At 65.7% G+C, this 14,072-nt stretch carries 11 protein-coding genes; 3 read left to right on the top strand and 8 right to left on the bottom strand.

The genetic code is table 11. The annotated features are described in order from the left end of the window. A partial coding sequence (locus KAY22_RS05305) for a S8 family serine peptidase (RefSeq protein ID WP_296620848.1) occupies positions 1 to 1,242 on the bottom strand: 1,242 nt, incomplete at its 3' end. 124 nt (positions 1,243 to 1,366) lie between these two features. On the opposite strand from KAY22_RS05305, the gene KAY22_RS05300 reads away from it, so the two are divergent. The 3 genes from KAY22_RS05300 to KAY22_RS05290 all read left to right on the top strand — a co-directional run bounded on the left by KAY22_RS05300 (position 1,367) and on the right by KAY22_RS05290 (position 5,062). After that, complete coding sequence (locus tag KAY22_RS05300; RefSeq protein WP_296620847.1) at positions 1,367 to 1,858, top strand: RNA polymerase sigma factor; 492 nt, start codon at positions 1,367 to 1,369, stop codon at positions 1,856 to 1,858. Continuing rightward, a complete protein-coding gene (locus tag KAY22_RS05295) occupies positions 1,855 to 2,559 on the top strand; it encodes an anti-sigma factor (RefSeq protein ID WP_296620845.1) in 705 nt (234 codons plus the stop codon). Before KAY22_RS05300 ends, KAY22_RS05295 begins: the two co-directional genes overlap by 4 nt. A gap of 400 nt (positions 2,560 to 2,959) precedes the next feature. After that, positions 2,960 to 5,062 carry a malate synthase G gene (locus tag KAY22_RS05290; RefSeq protein ID WP_296620843.1) on the top strand — a complete coding sequence of 701 codons (2,103 nt, stop codon included), beginning with the start codon at positions 2,960 to 2,962 and terminating at the stop codon, positions 5,060 to 5,062. Positions 5,063 to 5,081: 19 nt separating this feature from the next. Here KAY22_RS05290 and KAY22_RS05285 read toward each other — a convergent pair whose 3' ends face one another. From KAY22_RS05285 to prfB, 7 genes are all read right to left on the bottom strand, one after another. Next, positions 5,082 to 5,477, bottom strand: coding sequence for an EF-hand domain-containing protein (locus KAY22_RS05285; protein WP_296620841.1), 396 nt, complete (start codon positions 5,475 to 5,477; stop codon positions 5,082 to 5,084). A gap of 72 nt (positions 5,478 to 5,549) precedes the next feature. Next, entirely contained in the window at positions 5,550 to 6,275 is a 726-nt protein-coding gene (locus tag KAY22_RS05280) for a hypothetical protein (protein ID WP_296620838.1), read from the bottom strand. Positions 6,276 to 6,318: 43 nt separating this feature from the next. Beyond that, a complete protein-coding gene (locus tag KAY22_RS05275) occupies positions 6,319 to 7,791 on the bottom strand; it encodes an efflux transporter outer membrane subunit (RefSeq protein ID WP_296620835.1) in 1,473 nt (490 codons plus the stop codon). Beyond that, the gene (locus KAY22_RS05270; protein ID WP_296620832.1) at positions 7,791 to 10,937 is read right to left on the bottom strand and encodes an efflux RND transporter permease subunit; all 3,147 of its coding nucleotides are present in this window, start codon (positions 10,935 to 10,937) and stop codon (positions 7,791 to 7,793) included. The genes KAY22_RS05275 and KAY22_RS05270 overlap by 1 nt, the downstream gene beginning before the upstream one ends. A gap of 10 nt (positions 10,938 to 10,947) precedes the next feature. Further along, a complete protein-coding gene (locus KAY22_RS05265; protein WP_296620829.1) occupies positions 10,948 to 12,105 on the bottom strand; it encodes an efflux RND transporter periplasmic adaptor subunit in 1,158 nt (385 codons plus the stop codon). A 389-nt stretch (positions 12,106 to 12,494) separates the two neighbouring features. Continuing rightward, complete coding sequence (locus KAY22_RS05260; protein ID WP_296620826.1) at positions 12,495 to 12,779, bottom strand: hypothetical protein; 285 nt, start codon at positions 12,777 to 12,779, stop codon at positions 12,495 to 12,497. Between the two features lie 117 nt (positions 12,780 to 12,896). After that, positions 12,897 to 14,024, bottom strand: a complete 1,128-nt coding sequence (prfB, locus tag KAY22_RS05255) for a peptide chain release factor 2 (protein ID WP_296620823.1) — start codon at positions 14,022 to 14,024, stop codon at positions 12,897 to 12,899. Positions 14,025 to 14,072 lie beyond the last annotated feature (48 nt).

The following is a 14,072-nucleotide window of genomic DNA, read 5'->3' as shown; positions in this document are numbered from 1 at the left end:
TCCGGGGGCGAAGTTGGCAGGCTTGACGGCAAGGCGGGTTAGCGGGGCGGCAGCACCGCTTCGGTTCGCCCTCTGGCCGGGGTCGAGAGACGCCAGCGTCCCGGCAACGAAGGGCGCGGCATAGGATGTCCCGCGCAGGAGCCCTACGCCACCCGTTGCATTCGCTCCGACAAGATCCGCAGCGGGAGCCGCGAAGTCTATATGCTTCGCGCGCCCGGCCTCGATCAGAGGTCTTCCCTTGGCGTCCACGCCGGTGACGGCGATGACTTGGGGATAGGAGGCCGGATAGGCTGGCGGCGCCGCAGCACCGTCATTTCCCACGGCCGCCACGATGATGATGCCGCGCTTGTCGACGGCCGAGATCGCCTTTGCCAGCAGGGGATTGTCGGGGCCGACCAGGCTGATGTTGATGATATGCGCTCCGGAGCCGGCAAGCCAGCCGAGGGCGCGGGCGATCGCCAGCGCGTTACCGCCGCGTGGATCGCGGCCATATATGTCGGCCGACAGCAACGACCCACCGGGCACCAGCGCGGGAATCCTGCCATGGCCTAGCAGGATCGAGGCGATGGCCGTGGCATGATCGTTGGCGACCGGCGCGCCGGTCGCGAAGCCGAGCGATGTCACCGATCTGGAAAAAGAGGAAAGGCCGGCGACGCCGCCATCGATCAGGCCGATAACCGCCCCGGACCGTGCTTTCGATCGCGCGACGGGCGTGGCTGTCGTCTGCGGCGTGGCCGTGCCGACGGTCCGGTAGATCGGATTGGACTGGATCGTGGCGCCGCGCACGGCCTGCCGAAGCCGTCGCTCGGCCCGTGCAAGATCCATATTGGCGGGCGGCCGCAGCCGGACGGTGCGAATGTCGAGACCTTCCAGCCGGTCGTCGCCGATCACGTCGAAACCCGCCTGCTGCGCCGCATCGAGCGCGCCGGCGTCTGGATCGAGCAGCAGCAATTCGTCCCGTATCGCGGGATCGCCGCGCAGATCGAGCGCGAGGTCGTCGGAATGCTGGCGGACGAGCGCCGAAAGGCTGTCCAGGCGGGTTTGCCGGAGTCGCTGCAATGCACTGTCGACCTGGTCCAGACCGGAGCGCACCGGACGCGCGGCATCTTCTCCCACGTCCTCCAGCGTTCGTCCGATCGTCGGACCCAAAGGAGACGAAAGCTGGGGCAGCAACTGAGCGGCGGCGGCCGACGCCGACAGGATCGCGATGCCGAGCGCCAGGCTGGTGCGGAGGGGGAGCATCGGATCGGATTCCTTTCAAGGCCGTTACGACAGAACGCCGCTCGCTTTTGTCGGTTGCCTGGGATGAAACGTCGCACCGCCGTCGTTTCATCCCCAAAGCCATCCTTCGTGGAGGACAGGAAATGTGACGGGATTCGAACGGGACCTGCTCGATCTGCTGCCCCGTCTGCGCCGCTTCGCGCGCTCGCTGACGCTTGATGTCGCCGATGCCGACGATCTCTGCCAGATCGCTCTGGAGCGAGCATTGAAGGCCGAGGATCAGTGGGCCGAGGGGACGCGGCTCGATTCCTGGATGTACCGGATCATCCGCAATTGCTGGATCGACGAATTGCGATCGCGGCGGCGGCGGGGGGAGACGGTGCCGGTCGACGCGGACGGCTTGGACCTGCCCGACGCTGGCGACCGGCAGATGGAGGCACGCGTCGAACTCAACAATGTCGACCGGGCGATGGCAGCTTTGCCGCCCGAACAGCGCGAGGTCATCGCGCTCGTGCTGGTCGAGGGGCTGGCCTATCGCGAAGCCGCCGAGCTTCTCGATCTGCCGATGGGAACGATAACGTCGCGCCTTGTGCGCGGGCGCCAGGCGCTGATGGATCATCTGGGAGAACGGGCATGACGGATGAAGAGATCATGGCCTATGTCGATGGCGAGATGCTGCCCCTCGACCGGCTGCGCTTCGAGAAGCGCCTGCGGACCGACCCGGCGCTTGCGGAAAGCGTGCGTCGTCACCGGGCTTTGCGCGATAGTGTTGCCGGCCATTTCGCGCCTATCGCGCAGGAGCCGGTTCCAGATCGTCTGGCGGCCACCCTCGCACAGCCTTCCAACGTCATCGCCTTGCCAGGGAGAGCCCCGGCAAAGACCTCCTATGTCCGGGCCGCTGCCGCTCTGGCAGCGGCCCTCGTCGCAGGCGTCATGCTCGGACAGCAGCTGCCCGACGCAAAGAAAAGCCCGGTCTCCGATCGCGCCGGTATCCTTGTGGCGCAGGGCGATCTCGCGGAGGCGCTGGACCGGCAACTCGCTTCGGCGCCTTCGGGCGCTTACCGGATCGGCGTTAGCTTCGCGACCGGAACCGAAGGGAGGCTCTGCCGGACCTTCGTCGGACCTGCCGGCTCCGGAATCGGCTGCCGGGAGCCTTCCGGATGGACAGTTCAGCGCTATGTCGCGGGCCATCGGTCGGGGGGTGGCGCCTATCGGCAGGCCGGGTCCGCCGAAGCCGCGATCATGGCGCAGGCGCAGGACATGATGACGGGAGAACCGCTCGATGCCGCCGCCGAGCGGCGGGCGCGCGATTCGGGCTGGCTGGCTCGCCGAAAATGACTGCTAAAGTTTCAGGGGTGAAATAAGCCGGCAAAACTGCACTTCCAGAGAACATCCACGCCAACCCGGTGGAAAGGATGTCCGCCATGTCGCTTGCCTCGGTCCCCAGCATGCCGAGCTCTGCCCCGCCTGAAAAAGCCAGCGCTCTCGCCTGCGAGAATGGCCGGCACTCGGCCGTCGGTGGCAGCCGCACAGAAATCAACGGGATCAGCCATGCCGTCTGCCGCCATTGCGGATGCGAGCTGATGCGCTTCGGTTCTTCGCGCCGATGGTTCAGGACGGGGCGGATGGGCGGCTGATTAATTCCCATAAGGAATTAATGTCGCGCATATTATCCCAATAGTTTCCAATCACCGCCTGCGCTAATCGGTGCGTCATCTCTTTCGATGGCGAGGCTGACATGACGACGATGGTGGACAGAGCAGGTCTGAAGATCGCGGATGAACTCGTCCGCTTCATCGAGGACCGCGCGCTGCCGGGGACGGGCATCGCGCCCAACGCGTTCTGGGCGGGGGCCGCCGACATCTTCGCGCGCTTCGTCCCGGAAAATCGCGATCTGCTCGCCCGCCGCGACGCACTGCAGGCGCAGATCGACGCCTGGCATGGCGAGCGCGCCGGCCAGCCGATCGACATGGACGCCTACAAGGCCTTCCTCTCGTCGATCGGCTATCTCGTGCCCGAGCCGGCCCCCTTCGCGGTCGGCACCCGCAATGTCGACGCCGAACTGGCGACCACGGCCGGGCCGCAGCTGGTGGTGCCGATCCTCAACGCGCGTTTCCTGCTGAACGCCGCCAATGCGCGCTGGGGCAGCCTCTATGACGCGCTTTACGGCACCGACGCCATTCCGGGCTCTCCGGCAGGACCGGGCTATGATGCGGAGCGTGGGGCCAAAGTTATTGCCTGGGCGAAGGCGTTTCTCGACCGCGCGGTGCCGCTGGCGGACGCAAGCTGGGCGGATTGGAAGGGCGATGCACCGGTTCTGGCCGACCCCGCGCAGCTCGTCGGTCGCGCAGATGACAATCTGCTGTTGCGGAACAACGGTCTTCATATCGAACTGGTGATCGATCGCGCCCATCCGATCGGCCGTGAAGATCCGGCGGGGCTCGCCGACGTGATCCTGGAATCCGCGCTCACGACGATCTGCGACCTCGAGGATTCGGTCGCGGCGGTTGATGCGCAGGACAAGGTCCTTGCCTATTCCAACTGGCTCGGCCTGATGAAAGGCGATCTGGAAGAGAGCTTTGACAAGGGCGGACGGACCATTACCCGCCGCCTCAACGATGATCGCGCTTATGTCGCGCCGGATGGCACGGCTTTCACCCTTCCGGGCCGCAGCCTCGTCTTCGTGCGCAATGTCGGTCATCTGATGACGACCCCGGCGGTGCTGCTCCCCGATGGAAGCGAGGCCCCCGAAGGCATACTCGACGGCATCGTCACCAGCCTGATCGCGTTGCACGACGTGCGCGGGCTCGGCCGCTATCGCAACAGCGCGACGGGATCGATCTACATCGTCAAGCCGAAGATGCACGGTCCCGAGGAGGCCGGCTTCACCAACCGGCTGTTCGACGCGATCGAGGATCTGCTCGGTCTCGACCGCCATACGCTGAAGGTCGGCGTGATGGACGAGGAGCGCCGCACCTCGGCCAACCTCGCCGCCTGCATCGAGGCGGTGAAGGACCGGATCATGTTCATCAACACCGGCTTTCTCGATCGCACCGGCGACGAGATGCACACCTCGATGCGTGCCGGACCGATGATCCGCAAGGGCGACATGAAGACGAGCGACTGGATCGCCGCCTATGAGGATCGCAACGTCCAGATCGGCCTCGCCTGCGGTCTGTCGAGCAAGGCGCAGATCGGCAAGGGCATGTGGGCGGCGCCCGACCGGATGGGCGACATGCTCGCCCAGAAGATCGGGCATCCGCGGACCGGCGCCAACACCGCCTGGGTGCCGTCGCCGACCGCGGCCACGCTGCACGCGACCCATTATCACGAGGTCGACGTGTTCGCCCGGCAGGACGAGCGCCGCGCGGAGCCCGTCGCCAGCATCGACCGGCTGTTGTCGGTTCCAGTCGCGCAGGGCCACAATTGGACGCCCGAGGAGATTCGTGCCGAACTGGACAATAATGCGCAGGGCATATTGGGCTATGTGGTGCGCTGGGTGGATCAGGGCGTCGGCTGCTCCAAGGTGCCCGACATTCATGATGTCGGCCTGATGGAGGATCGCGCAACGCTGCGCATCTCCTCGCAGCATATGGCCAATTGGCTGCTGCACGGCGTGGCGTCGGCCGAGGAGGTCGAGGCGGCGCTGTCGCGCATGGCGGCCAAGGTCGATGCGCAGAATGCCGGTGACCCGCTGTATCGGCCGATGGCCGGGCGGGAGGCGGACAGCCTGGCCTTCCAGGCGGCGCGCGCCTTGGTGTTCGAAGGCGTCGAGCAGCCCAACGGCTATACCGAGCCGCTGCTCCACGCCTTCCGCCTGAAGGTCAAGGCCGCCCACTGAGCGGTCGGCCCAGCCGGCCTCACCGGATGAAGATCGACGCGATCTGCTGTTCGGCGAGGCTGGCGGTGCCATCCCGATCGGTGTCGGCCATGTCGAACAACCCCAGCGGGCGCGCCTGGGCCTCGCTCAGGCTCACCCGCTCGTCGCCGTCCGTGTCGCATTTGTCGAACCAGCTGCGGCCGATATGGGTCAGGCCCCGGCCCTGATCGGGGCGGGCATTCTGCTTTTCCCGATAGGCTTCGAACTCGGACGGGCTGACCGAGCCGTCCTTGTTCGCGTCCATCTCGGCGAATTGCGCCTTGGCTACTTTAGCGACCTCGGCTCGGGTGATCGGGCGCTCGCCCAGCTGCAATTGTGCCATGGCTGGGGTGACGGCGGTGACGGAAAGCAAAGCAAAGAAGAACAACCTGGTCATATCTCTGGTCCCATTGTCTCGGTGGGTCTTTGTCCAAGATCAACTGACCATGTGCTGAACGGTTGCCTCCGCCTATTTCATCACGCCATATTGGAAGTCGAAGAGGATCTTGACCCAGGCGCCGACCTGCGGCTTGCCGCCGATGCTGGGTGGCCGAACGCGGAACTGCCACGATGCCTGGCGCAGCGCATTGGCGAGGCCCGAACCGGTCGGGGACTCCCCGATCTCCTGGCAATCCTCCACGCGGAATTGCGGTGCGGTCCGGCACGCGATCATGCCCCAGCCCGCCTGACGCTTGCCCTTCAGGTAGAAAGCCATCTCGGCCGTCGTAGGCTCGCGATACCAGTCGGCGGGGTATAGCTTCTGACCGCCTGGTCCTTCGCCCGCGCCTTCGGCTTCAGCCGTCGCGGTGCCACCCGTGCCCGAAGCATCCTTCGCCTCGCGCGGCGAGAATTTCGAGATGTCGGTGGCGCGAAACTGTTCGGCCGTCATCCAGATGATGTTCGAAGGCAGCTTGGGGACTTCAGGCGCGGTCGGTGGGGTGGGCGGCGTGACCTTCACCTGCTTGCGCGGTGCACTCGACGTCGCAGCGACTTTGGGCGCCGGCTCTTCCGATATCGATAGCAGCGGAAAGCTTTTCAGCTCGGGCGCCACCCGGCGCAGCACATTCGGTGCAAGCGACAGCAGCAGGAGGAAGCCGAGCAGGTGGATGACGCCGACGAGCAGCAGGCTGACGGTCCGTCGGCCGAGCAGATCCCGGTCGGCGAGCCGGCTCGCTATGGCCCGACGGACATTCATGAAGCGCCCTTGCGGCCGGAAGTCTGAACGGCGGCTGGCTGAATCAGTCGGCCGCGCGGCGCATGGCCATCCGGCTGTCCTGGCCCGGCGTCGCGTCGATCAACTCGTCTCCCCCCAGCGACTGATAGAGGGCGACCAGATTCTGCGCCTTGAGCAGACGGGTCTGAGCCAATGTGCGAGCCGCACCATAGGCGGTCCGCCGTGCATCGAGCAGAGTGAGATAGGGATCGATCCCGTTGCGATAGCGGGCGTCGGCGAGCGTCAGCGAGTCCTGTGCGGCGGCATCGAGCTTGCTGCTCGCGGCATATTGTTCGTCGATTGTTGCGCGACGGGCAAGGGCGTTGGAGACGTCGCGGAACGCCGTCTGGATCGCGGTCTGATATTGGGCGACTGCCTGGTCGCGCTGGGCATTGCTGGCGCGCAGATTGCCGACATTCGCGCCGCCGGTAAAGATCGGCAGCGTGGCCGAAGGCGCGACGCTCCACGTGCGCGCGCCCCGCACGAACAGGTCGGCCAGCGTCGTGCTGGCGAAGCCACCCAGCGCGGTGAGCGCGATGCGCGGCAGGAAGGCCGCCCGCGCAGCGCCGATGCGGGCATTTGCGGCCCGTAGCGTATATTCGGCCTGAACCACATCGGGGCGACGCAGCAGAATCGAGGAGTCGAGGCCGGCCGGAACCTCGGCGATCTGCGCATCGACCGACTCGATCGAGGCGGGCAGCATCGCATCGGGCACCGGCGCACCGACGAGCAGTTGGAGCGCGTTGCGATCCTGCTCGATCAGCGTTTCGAGATTGGCCTGGTCCGACTGCGCCTGCGCGAGCACCGTTTCCGCCTGGCGCAGATCGGTGCGCGCAGCGACGCCGCCTTCGAGCAGCGATCGCGTCAGTTCGACGCTCTTCGCTGCGGCCGCGCTGGTTTCCTTCGCGACCTCGAGGAGGCTGCGGTCGGTTGCCAGGGTGAGATAGGCGTTGGCTACGCCCGCCACGAGGCTGAGGCGTACGCCGCGCCGGGCGGCTTCGGTCGCCAGATACTCGTTGAGTGCGGCGTTCGACAGGCTCTGAATCCGGCCGAACAGATCGATTTCCCAGCTGGCTTGGGCGTCGGTGCGGAAAGTGGCGATGGCGCCGCCAGTGCTCCGGCCGCGCGTGGCTACGCTCGCATTGCCGCCAACCTGGATCTCGTTCGAGCTGTCTGCCTTGGTGACGTCGGCCGACACGTCGATCTGCGGAAACAGCGAGGAGCGCGCAACCGTCACCTGCGCGCGGGCGGCGCGGGCATTGGCATAGGCGGCTTTCAGATTCTGGTTGTTGGCCAGCGCCTGATCGATCAGCGCGACCAGCTTCTCGTCGCGGAACACGTCACGATAGCTGAGCGCCGCCGGCCGCTCGCCCTCGGCAGCTGCGGCAGGGTCGGGCAAGGTTGCCGGCACGGCGGCCAGAGGGCGCTTGTAATCCGGGGCCAGCGTGCAGGCGCTCGTCGTCGCCAACAGGATGATCGACGTCAGACTTTTCCGCATCAGGCGCTCGCCCCATGTCCCGCCTTGTCCGGGAAGATTCGCCGGACAAGCACATAGAAGAGTGGAACGTAGAAAACCGCAAGCAGAGTCGCGGTGAACATGCCGCCCAGCACCGCCGTGCCGATCGCAACGCGCGCCTGCGCGCCGGCGCCCGTCGAGATCGCCAGCGGAACCACGCCGAACATGAAGGCGAAGCTGGTCATCAGGATCGGCCGCAACCGGATGCGTGACGCCTCGATCGCGGCTTCCAGCGCGGTCTTTCCTTCCTTCTCGGCGGCGATCGCAAACTCGACGATCAGGATCGCGTTCTTGGCGCTCAATCCCATGGTGGTGACCAGGCCGACCTGGAAGAAGATGTCATTTTCCAGCCCGCGCAACAGCACGGCCAGCGTGGCGCCGATCAGGCCGAGCGGGATGACCAGGATGACGGCGGTCGGGACCGACCAGCTCTCGTACAAGGCGGCAAGGCACAGGAAGACGACCAGCACCGACAGCGCATAGAGCAGCGGCGCCTGCCCTCCCGAAATCCGCTCCTGATAGCTGAGTCCCGACCAGTCGACCGAGACGCCGGGGACCTGTGCCGCCAATTCCTCGATCCGCTTCATCGCGTCGCCGGAGCTCTTGCCCGGAGCGCCCTGGCCTTGGAGCGTGAAATTGGAAATGCCGTTAAAGCGCGTGAGCACGTTCGGGGTCTGCGCCCAGCGGACCGTCGCGAAGGCCGAGAAGGGGACCATCTGCCCGGTGGCGGAGCGAACATGCCAGGCGGCGAGATCCTCGGGCTTGCTGCGATATTGCGCGTCGCCCTGGATGAAGACGCGCTTCACGCGGCCACGGTCGACGAAGTCGTTGACATATTGACCGCCCCAGGCCGCCGAGAGCGTCTGATTGACGCTTGCCTGGCTAATGCCGAGCGCACCGACCTTCTCGGAATCGATGTCCACCGCCAGCGTCGCCGTATCCTCCAGGGAGTTCAGGCGGACATTGGCGAGATCCGGGTCGGCGGCGGCAGCGGCCAGCAACTGGTCCTTGCGGGCCTTGAACTCCTCGCGGCTGAGATTGCCGCTGTTGAGCAATTCCATCGAGAAACCGGTGGTCTGGCCGAGACCGGGAATCGACGGCGGCGTGAGCACGAAGATCTGCGCCTCGCGGATGTCCGAGAGGTTGCGCGTTACGCGCGTGGCGATCGACTGCGCGCTGTTCTCGCTGCCCTTGCGCTCGTCCCAGGGAGCGAGGCCGATGAAGCCGCGCCCGACATTCTGGCTCTGCCCGCCATAGCCGGAGCCGCTGATCAGTCCGTAATTGATGATCGTCTCGGGTTCGGTCTGGCTGAGCCGCTGTTCGATCTGCTTGGCGACTCCGACGGTGCGGTTCAGCGTCGCGCCGGGTGCGAGCGAGAATTGCAGCTGGGCATTGCCCTGGTCCTCGGTCGGAACGAAGCCGGTCGGCAACTGGAAGAACACGACGCCCAGCGCCACGAGCAGCAGGACGAAGACGATCAGGGCGCGCCGGACATGGCCGAACAGCCGCTGCACCAGCCCGACATAACGCTCTGTAAAGCGTCGGAACCATGCGTTGAACCGGTCGCCATAGCCATAAGCGCGGCCGACTATGCCGGTCCGCAGCGCGCGATCTTCATGGTTGGGTCGCTTGAGCAGCGTCGCCGCAAGGGCGGGAGACAGGACCAGGGCCACGACCACCGACAGCACCATCGATGCGACGATGGTAACCGAGAATTGGCGGTAGATCACGCCGGTCGAACCACCGAAAAAGGCCATAGGCAGGAACACGGCCGACAGCACCAGCGCGATTGCGATCAGCGCGGTATTGATCTCGGACATCGACTTGATCGTCGCTTCACGCGGGCTGATGTCGGGATCTTCCTCCATCACGCGCTCGACATTCTCGACGACCACGATCGCGTCGTCGACGAGCAGGCCGATCGCCAGCACGAGACCGAACAGGGTGAGCGTATTCACCGAGAAGCCGGCCACGGCCAGCACGCCGAAGGTGCCGAGCAGCACGACCGGGACCGCGATTGCCGGAATGAGGGTCGCGCGCCAGCTCTGCAGGAAGACGAACATGACGATGACGACGAGGATGATCGCCTCAACCAGCGTCTTCACCACCTCTTCGATCGACAATTTGATGAAGGCGGTCGCGTCGTTCAGATAAGCGTGTCTGTAATAGGGCGGAAAGGTCTTGGAGGCGTTGTCGACATAGGCGCGAACCAGCTCGGAGGTCTTGAGCGCATCGGCGCCCGGCGCGAGCAGCACCGCGAGGCCCACGCCCGGATGGCGATTGATCCGCCCGACGACGTTGTAGAATTCGCTGCCCAGTTCGACGCGCGCCACATCCTTCAGCAGGACGTTCGATCCGTCGCCCTGGATCTTGACGATGATCGCCTTGAACTCGTCGACCGTCGTCAGGCGCGATCGCGAGGTGACGATGGCGTTGAGCATCTGGTCTTCGGGCGAAGGAACGCCGCCGATCTGACCTGCCGCGACCTGCGCGTTCTGGCCCTCGATCGCCGTCGTCACGTCGGCGGTCGTGAGGCCCACCGAAGCGAGCTTGTAAGGGTCCAGCCAGATGCGCATGGCATAAGACGAGCCGAAGACGTTGACGTCGCCGACGCCCTGGATGCGTCCGATTCCGTCCTGCAGATTGGACACGAGGAAATCGGCCACGTCGCGGTTGGTGCTGCGGTCGCTTTCGTCGAACACGCTGACGACCATGAGGAAGTCGCTGTTCGACTTCGTCACGACCAGACCCTGCTGCTGAACCTGCGAGGGCAATCGCGGCAAGGCCTGCTGAACGCGGTTCTGGACCTGGACCTGCGCGATGTCGGGGTCGACGCCCTTGTCGAACGTCACCGTGATTTCGGATCGCCCCGTCGAACTCGACGATGACGAGAAATAGAGCAGGCCATCGATGCCCGACAGCTGCTGCTCGATGATCTGGGTGATGTTCGATTCGACGGTTTCCGCCGATGCGCCGGGATAATTGGCCCGGATATTGACCGAGGGCGGGGCTACGTTCGGATATTGCGAGATGGGAAGGCTGAACAGCCCGCCCGCACCGAGCAGCATGATGACGATCGCGACGACCCAGGCAAAGATCGGGCGATCGATGAAGATGCGGGATATCATCGGCGGCCGCTCATCCGGCCTTCGCCGGCGATGCCTTGCGCAGGGGCGGCGATCCCGCGGGGACCGGCCGGATCGGCTGGCCGGGGCGTATCTTACCCAGGCCTTCGATCACCACCTTGTCGCCCGGCTTCAGCCCGGCCGTGACCAGCCATTTGTCGCCGACGGTGCGATCCGCGTTGATCGTGCGCAGCACGGCCTTGCCGTCTGCGCCGACCAGGATCACCGTCGCCTCGCCCTTGGGGCTGCGGGCCACGCCGGCCTGAGGCACCAATATGGCCTGGGTGGCGGTCAGCTGCGAAAAGCGCGCGCGGACGAACATTCCGGGCAGCAGCAGCCCGTCGGGGTTGGGGAAGCGGGCGCGGAGAGTCACCGTGCCGGTCTGCGGGTCGACCATCGCCTCGGCGAACTCGACGCGGCCCTTGCGGCCATATTCGCTGCCGTCCTCCAGAGTCAGCGAGACGCTGGCGGAGGAGGGCGCGGCGCCACCGCTCGCCAGTTGGCGGCGCAACGCGAGCAGGTCCGCGCTGGACTGCTGAATGTCCACGAAGATCGGATCGAGCCGCTGTATCGTGGTCAGCGGGTCGGTTTGGCTTGCGGTCACGAGAGCGCCGGTGGTCGCCAGCGATCGGCCGATCCGGCCACTGATCGGAGCAGGCACGTCGGTGAAGCGCAGATTGACCCGGGCGGTTTCCAACTGGGCAGAATTCTGGGCTACCGCAGCGTCGGCCTGACGCGCCGCAGCAAGCGCATCGGCATAGTCCTGTTTGCTGACGGCCTCGATCTTGGCGAGCGGCTCGAACCGCTTGGCCTTCGCCTCGGCTGCTTCGCGCAGGGCACGCGCGCTCGCGAGATTGGCCGACGCCTGGTTGACGGCGGCGCGGTAGATGCTCGGGTCGATCTGATAGAGTGTCTGCCCGGCCCGGACGATCGAGCCTTCGGTGAACAGTCGCGCCTTGATGACGCCGGTCACCTGCGGGCGGACCTCGGACATCTCATAGGCGGCGGTACGACCGGGGAGTTCGATGAAAAGCGGCACCGACTCGGTCTTCATGACGACATAGCCCGCCTCGGGGGGCGGGGGCGTCGGCTTCTCCTTGGAACATCCGGAAACGAGCAATGCCCCGGTCAGGAGGAGCCAGCCCGTGCTGGCCACCCGAGAAATCGTCATGATGCAACCTTCGTGAAGAGCAGCCGGCACGGTCCATCCTGCTAGCTGTGCCAGTCTCGCGACACAATTGGTATATGATTGCGAATGCAACAGGAAACACGTGTTTCCGGATGCAAGCTAGCTTCCCATAGGGTCAGCTGTACAGCGCAATGTTGCGACGCAACGAGCCAATGCGGAGGATCGTTCCCCAATTCTCGCTTGGTTGCTATTCTGTCCGTGGAACGGTCATGCGCGGCGCGGCGCGGCGCGGCGCGGCGCGGCGCGGGCGGATGCGGTCGGCGGGAGTGAGCTGATGGCCTGTCGCTCTATGGAGGGCGGCAACTTCATGGGTGATCGCGCATCGTGATCAACGCGATCAGCCCCCTTCCCGAAGGAAGGGGGCCATATTTTCAGCGGCAGACGCGAATTGTGCGCCCGCGATTCCATTCGTTCCAGCAGCGACGGCGATGGTCGCGGTCGCGATACCAGCGGCGCTCGTTCACCCAGCGCCGGTCATTCTTCCAACGCCTGTCGCGGTCCCAGCGCCGATCATGATCCCACCGCCGGTCGCCATCCCATCGGCGGTCATGGCTGGCGCGGCGGTCGTCCCAGCGGTCATGGGCCTGCGCAGGTGCGCTGCTTCCCAGCGCCGCGACGGCCAGGCCGATCGCGGCGAAGATGGTTCCTAATTTCATGGTGGCTCTCCTCTCGCCCATCTCCTTCGGACGAGGGAAACTTACCGGGGCCAGCCCTGAGCCACGCTGAACGGCTTCTTCATCTGCCGTACAGCTTGCAACGGGAACTGGGCCGGATCAGTCGACGTCCTCGACCTCGACGCTCTCGCCGGTGACGCGCTGCGAGAGCGCTGCCGCCATGAACTTGTCGAGATCGCCGTCGAGTACGTCGGACGGGGCCGTGGAGGTCACGCCGGTACGCAGGTCCTTCACCATCTGATAAGGCTGCAGCACATAAGAGCGGATCTGGTGGCCCCAGCCGATCTCGGTCTTCGCGGCATAGCCGGCCATCGCTTCGGCCTCGCGCTTCTGCAACTCCTGTTCGTACAGGCGCGCCTTCAGCTGCTTCATCGCCTCGGCCTTGTTCTTGTGCTGCGAACGCTGGTTCTGGCAGGCGACGATGATGCCGGTGGGCATGTGGGTGATGCGCACCGCCGAATCGGTTGTGTTGACGTGCTGGCCGCCTGCTCCGGACGAGCGATAGGTGTCGATCTTCAGGTCCTTTTCGAGCACCTCGATGTCGATATCGTCGTCGACCTCCGGATAGACCCAGACGCTGGCGAAGCTGGTGTGGCGGCGCGCGGCGGAGTCATAGGGGCTGATCCGGACGAGCCGATGCACGCCACTCTCGGTCTTGGCATAACCATAGGCATTTTCGCCACGAACCAGCAGTGTCGCGGACTTGATCCCGGCCTGTTCGCCCGCGTGGAAGTCGACCAGTTCGACCTTGTAGCCATGGCGTTCGGCCCAGCGCGAATACATGCGCTGCAGCATACCGGCCCAATCCTGGCTCTCGGTGCCGCCGGCGCCCGAATTGACCTCGATATAGGTGTTGTTGCCGTCGGCCTCGCCGGCAAGAAGTGCACCGATCTTGTCCTTTTCCGCGCGCTCCGCCAGCGCGGCGAGCGCGGCGACGCCATCGTCGACCAGCGCCTCGTCGCCCTCGGCCTCGGCCATCTCCATCAACTCGATCGTGTCGTCGCGCTCCATCTCGATCGCCTTGACCGCCGAAATCGATTCGTCGAGCCGGCGACGCTCGCGCATCACCTCCTGCGCGGCCTTGGCGTCGTCCCACAGCTTCGGGTCTTCGACGCGGGCGTTGAGCTCGTCGAGCCGGCGCAGCGCGCGGTCCCAGTCCAGGAAGCGGCGGACGAGCGCCATCGCCTGGTTGATCTGCTCGACACTGGCTTGCGCTTCGGCGCGCATAGGACACTCCAAATCTTGTGCGGACCCGATCGGCGCCGTCGCCGGCGC

This window comes from Rhizorhabdus sp., from assembly GCF_018006725.1.
GTDB lineage: Bacteria > Pseudomonadota > Alphaproteobacteria > Sphingomonadales > Sphingomonadaceae > Rhizorhabdus.
This window is presented reverse-complemented; position numbering and strand designations above follow the sequence as displayed.

Bases quoted from the DNA above. Each gene is read 5' to 3' on its own strand.
- KAY22_RS05295 (WP_296620845.1), top strand. From the start codon at position 1,855: ATGACGGATGAAGAGATCATGGCCTATGTCGATGGCGAGATGCTGCCC.
- KAY22_RS05290 (WP_296620843.1), top strand. From the start codon at position 2,960: ATGACGACGATGGTGGACAGAGCAGGTCTGAAGATCGCGGATGAACTC.
- KAY22_RS05285 (WP_296620841.1), bottom strand. From the start codon at position 5,477: ATGACCAGGTTGTTCTTCTTTGCTTTGCTTTCCGTCACCGCCGTCACC.
- KAY22_RS05280 (WP_296620838.1), bottom strand. From the start codon at position 6,275: ATGAATGTCCGTCGGGCCATAGCGAGCCGGCTCGCCGACCGGGATCTG.
- KAY22_RS05275 (WP_296620835.1), bottom strand. From the start codon at position 7,791: ATGCGGAAAAGTCTGACGTCGATCATCCTGTTGGCGACGACGAGCGCC.
- KAY22_RS05270 (WP_296620832.1), bottom strand. From the start codon at position 10,937: ATGATATCCCGCATCTTCATCGATCGCCCGATCTTTGCCTGGGTCGTC.
- KAY22_RS05265 (WP_296620829.1), bottom strand. From the start codon at position 12,105: ATGACGATTTCTCGGGTGGCCAGCACGGGCTGGCTCCTCCTGACCGGG.
- KAY22_RS05260 (WP_296620826.1), bottom strand. From the start codon at position 12,779: ATGAAATTAGGAACCATCTTCGCCGCGATCGGCCTGGCCGTCGCGGCG.
- prfB (WP_296620823.1), bottom strand. From the start codon at position 14,024: ATGCGCGCCGAAGCGCAAGCCAGTGTCGAGCAGATCAACCAGGCGATG.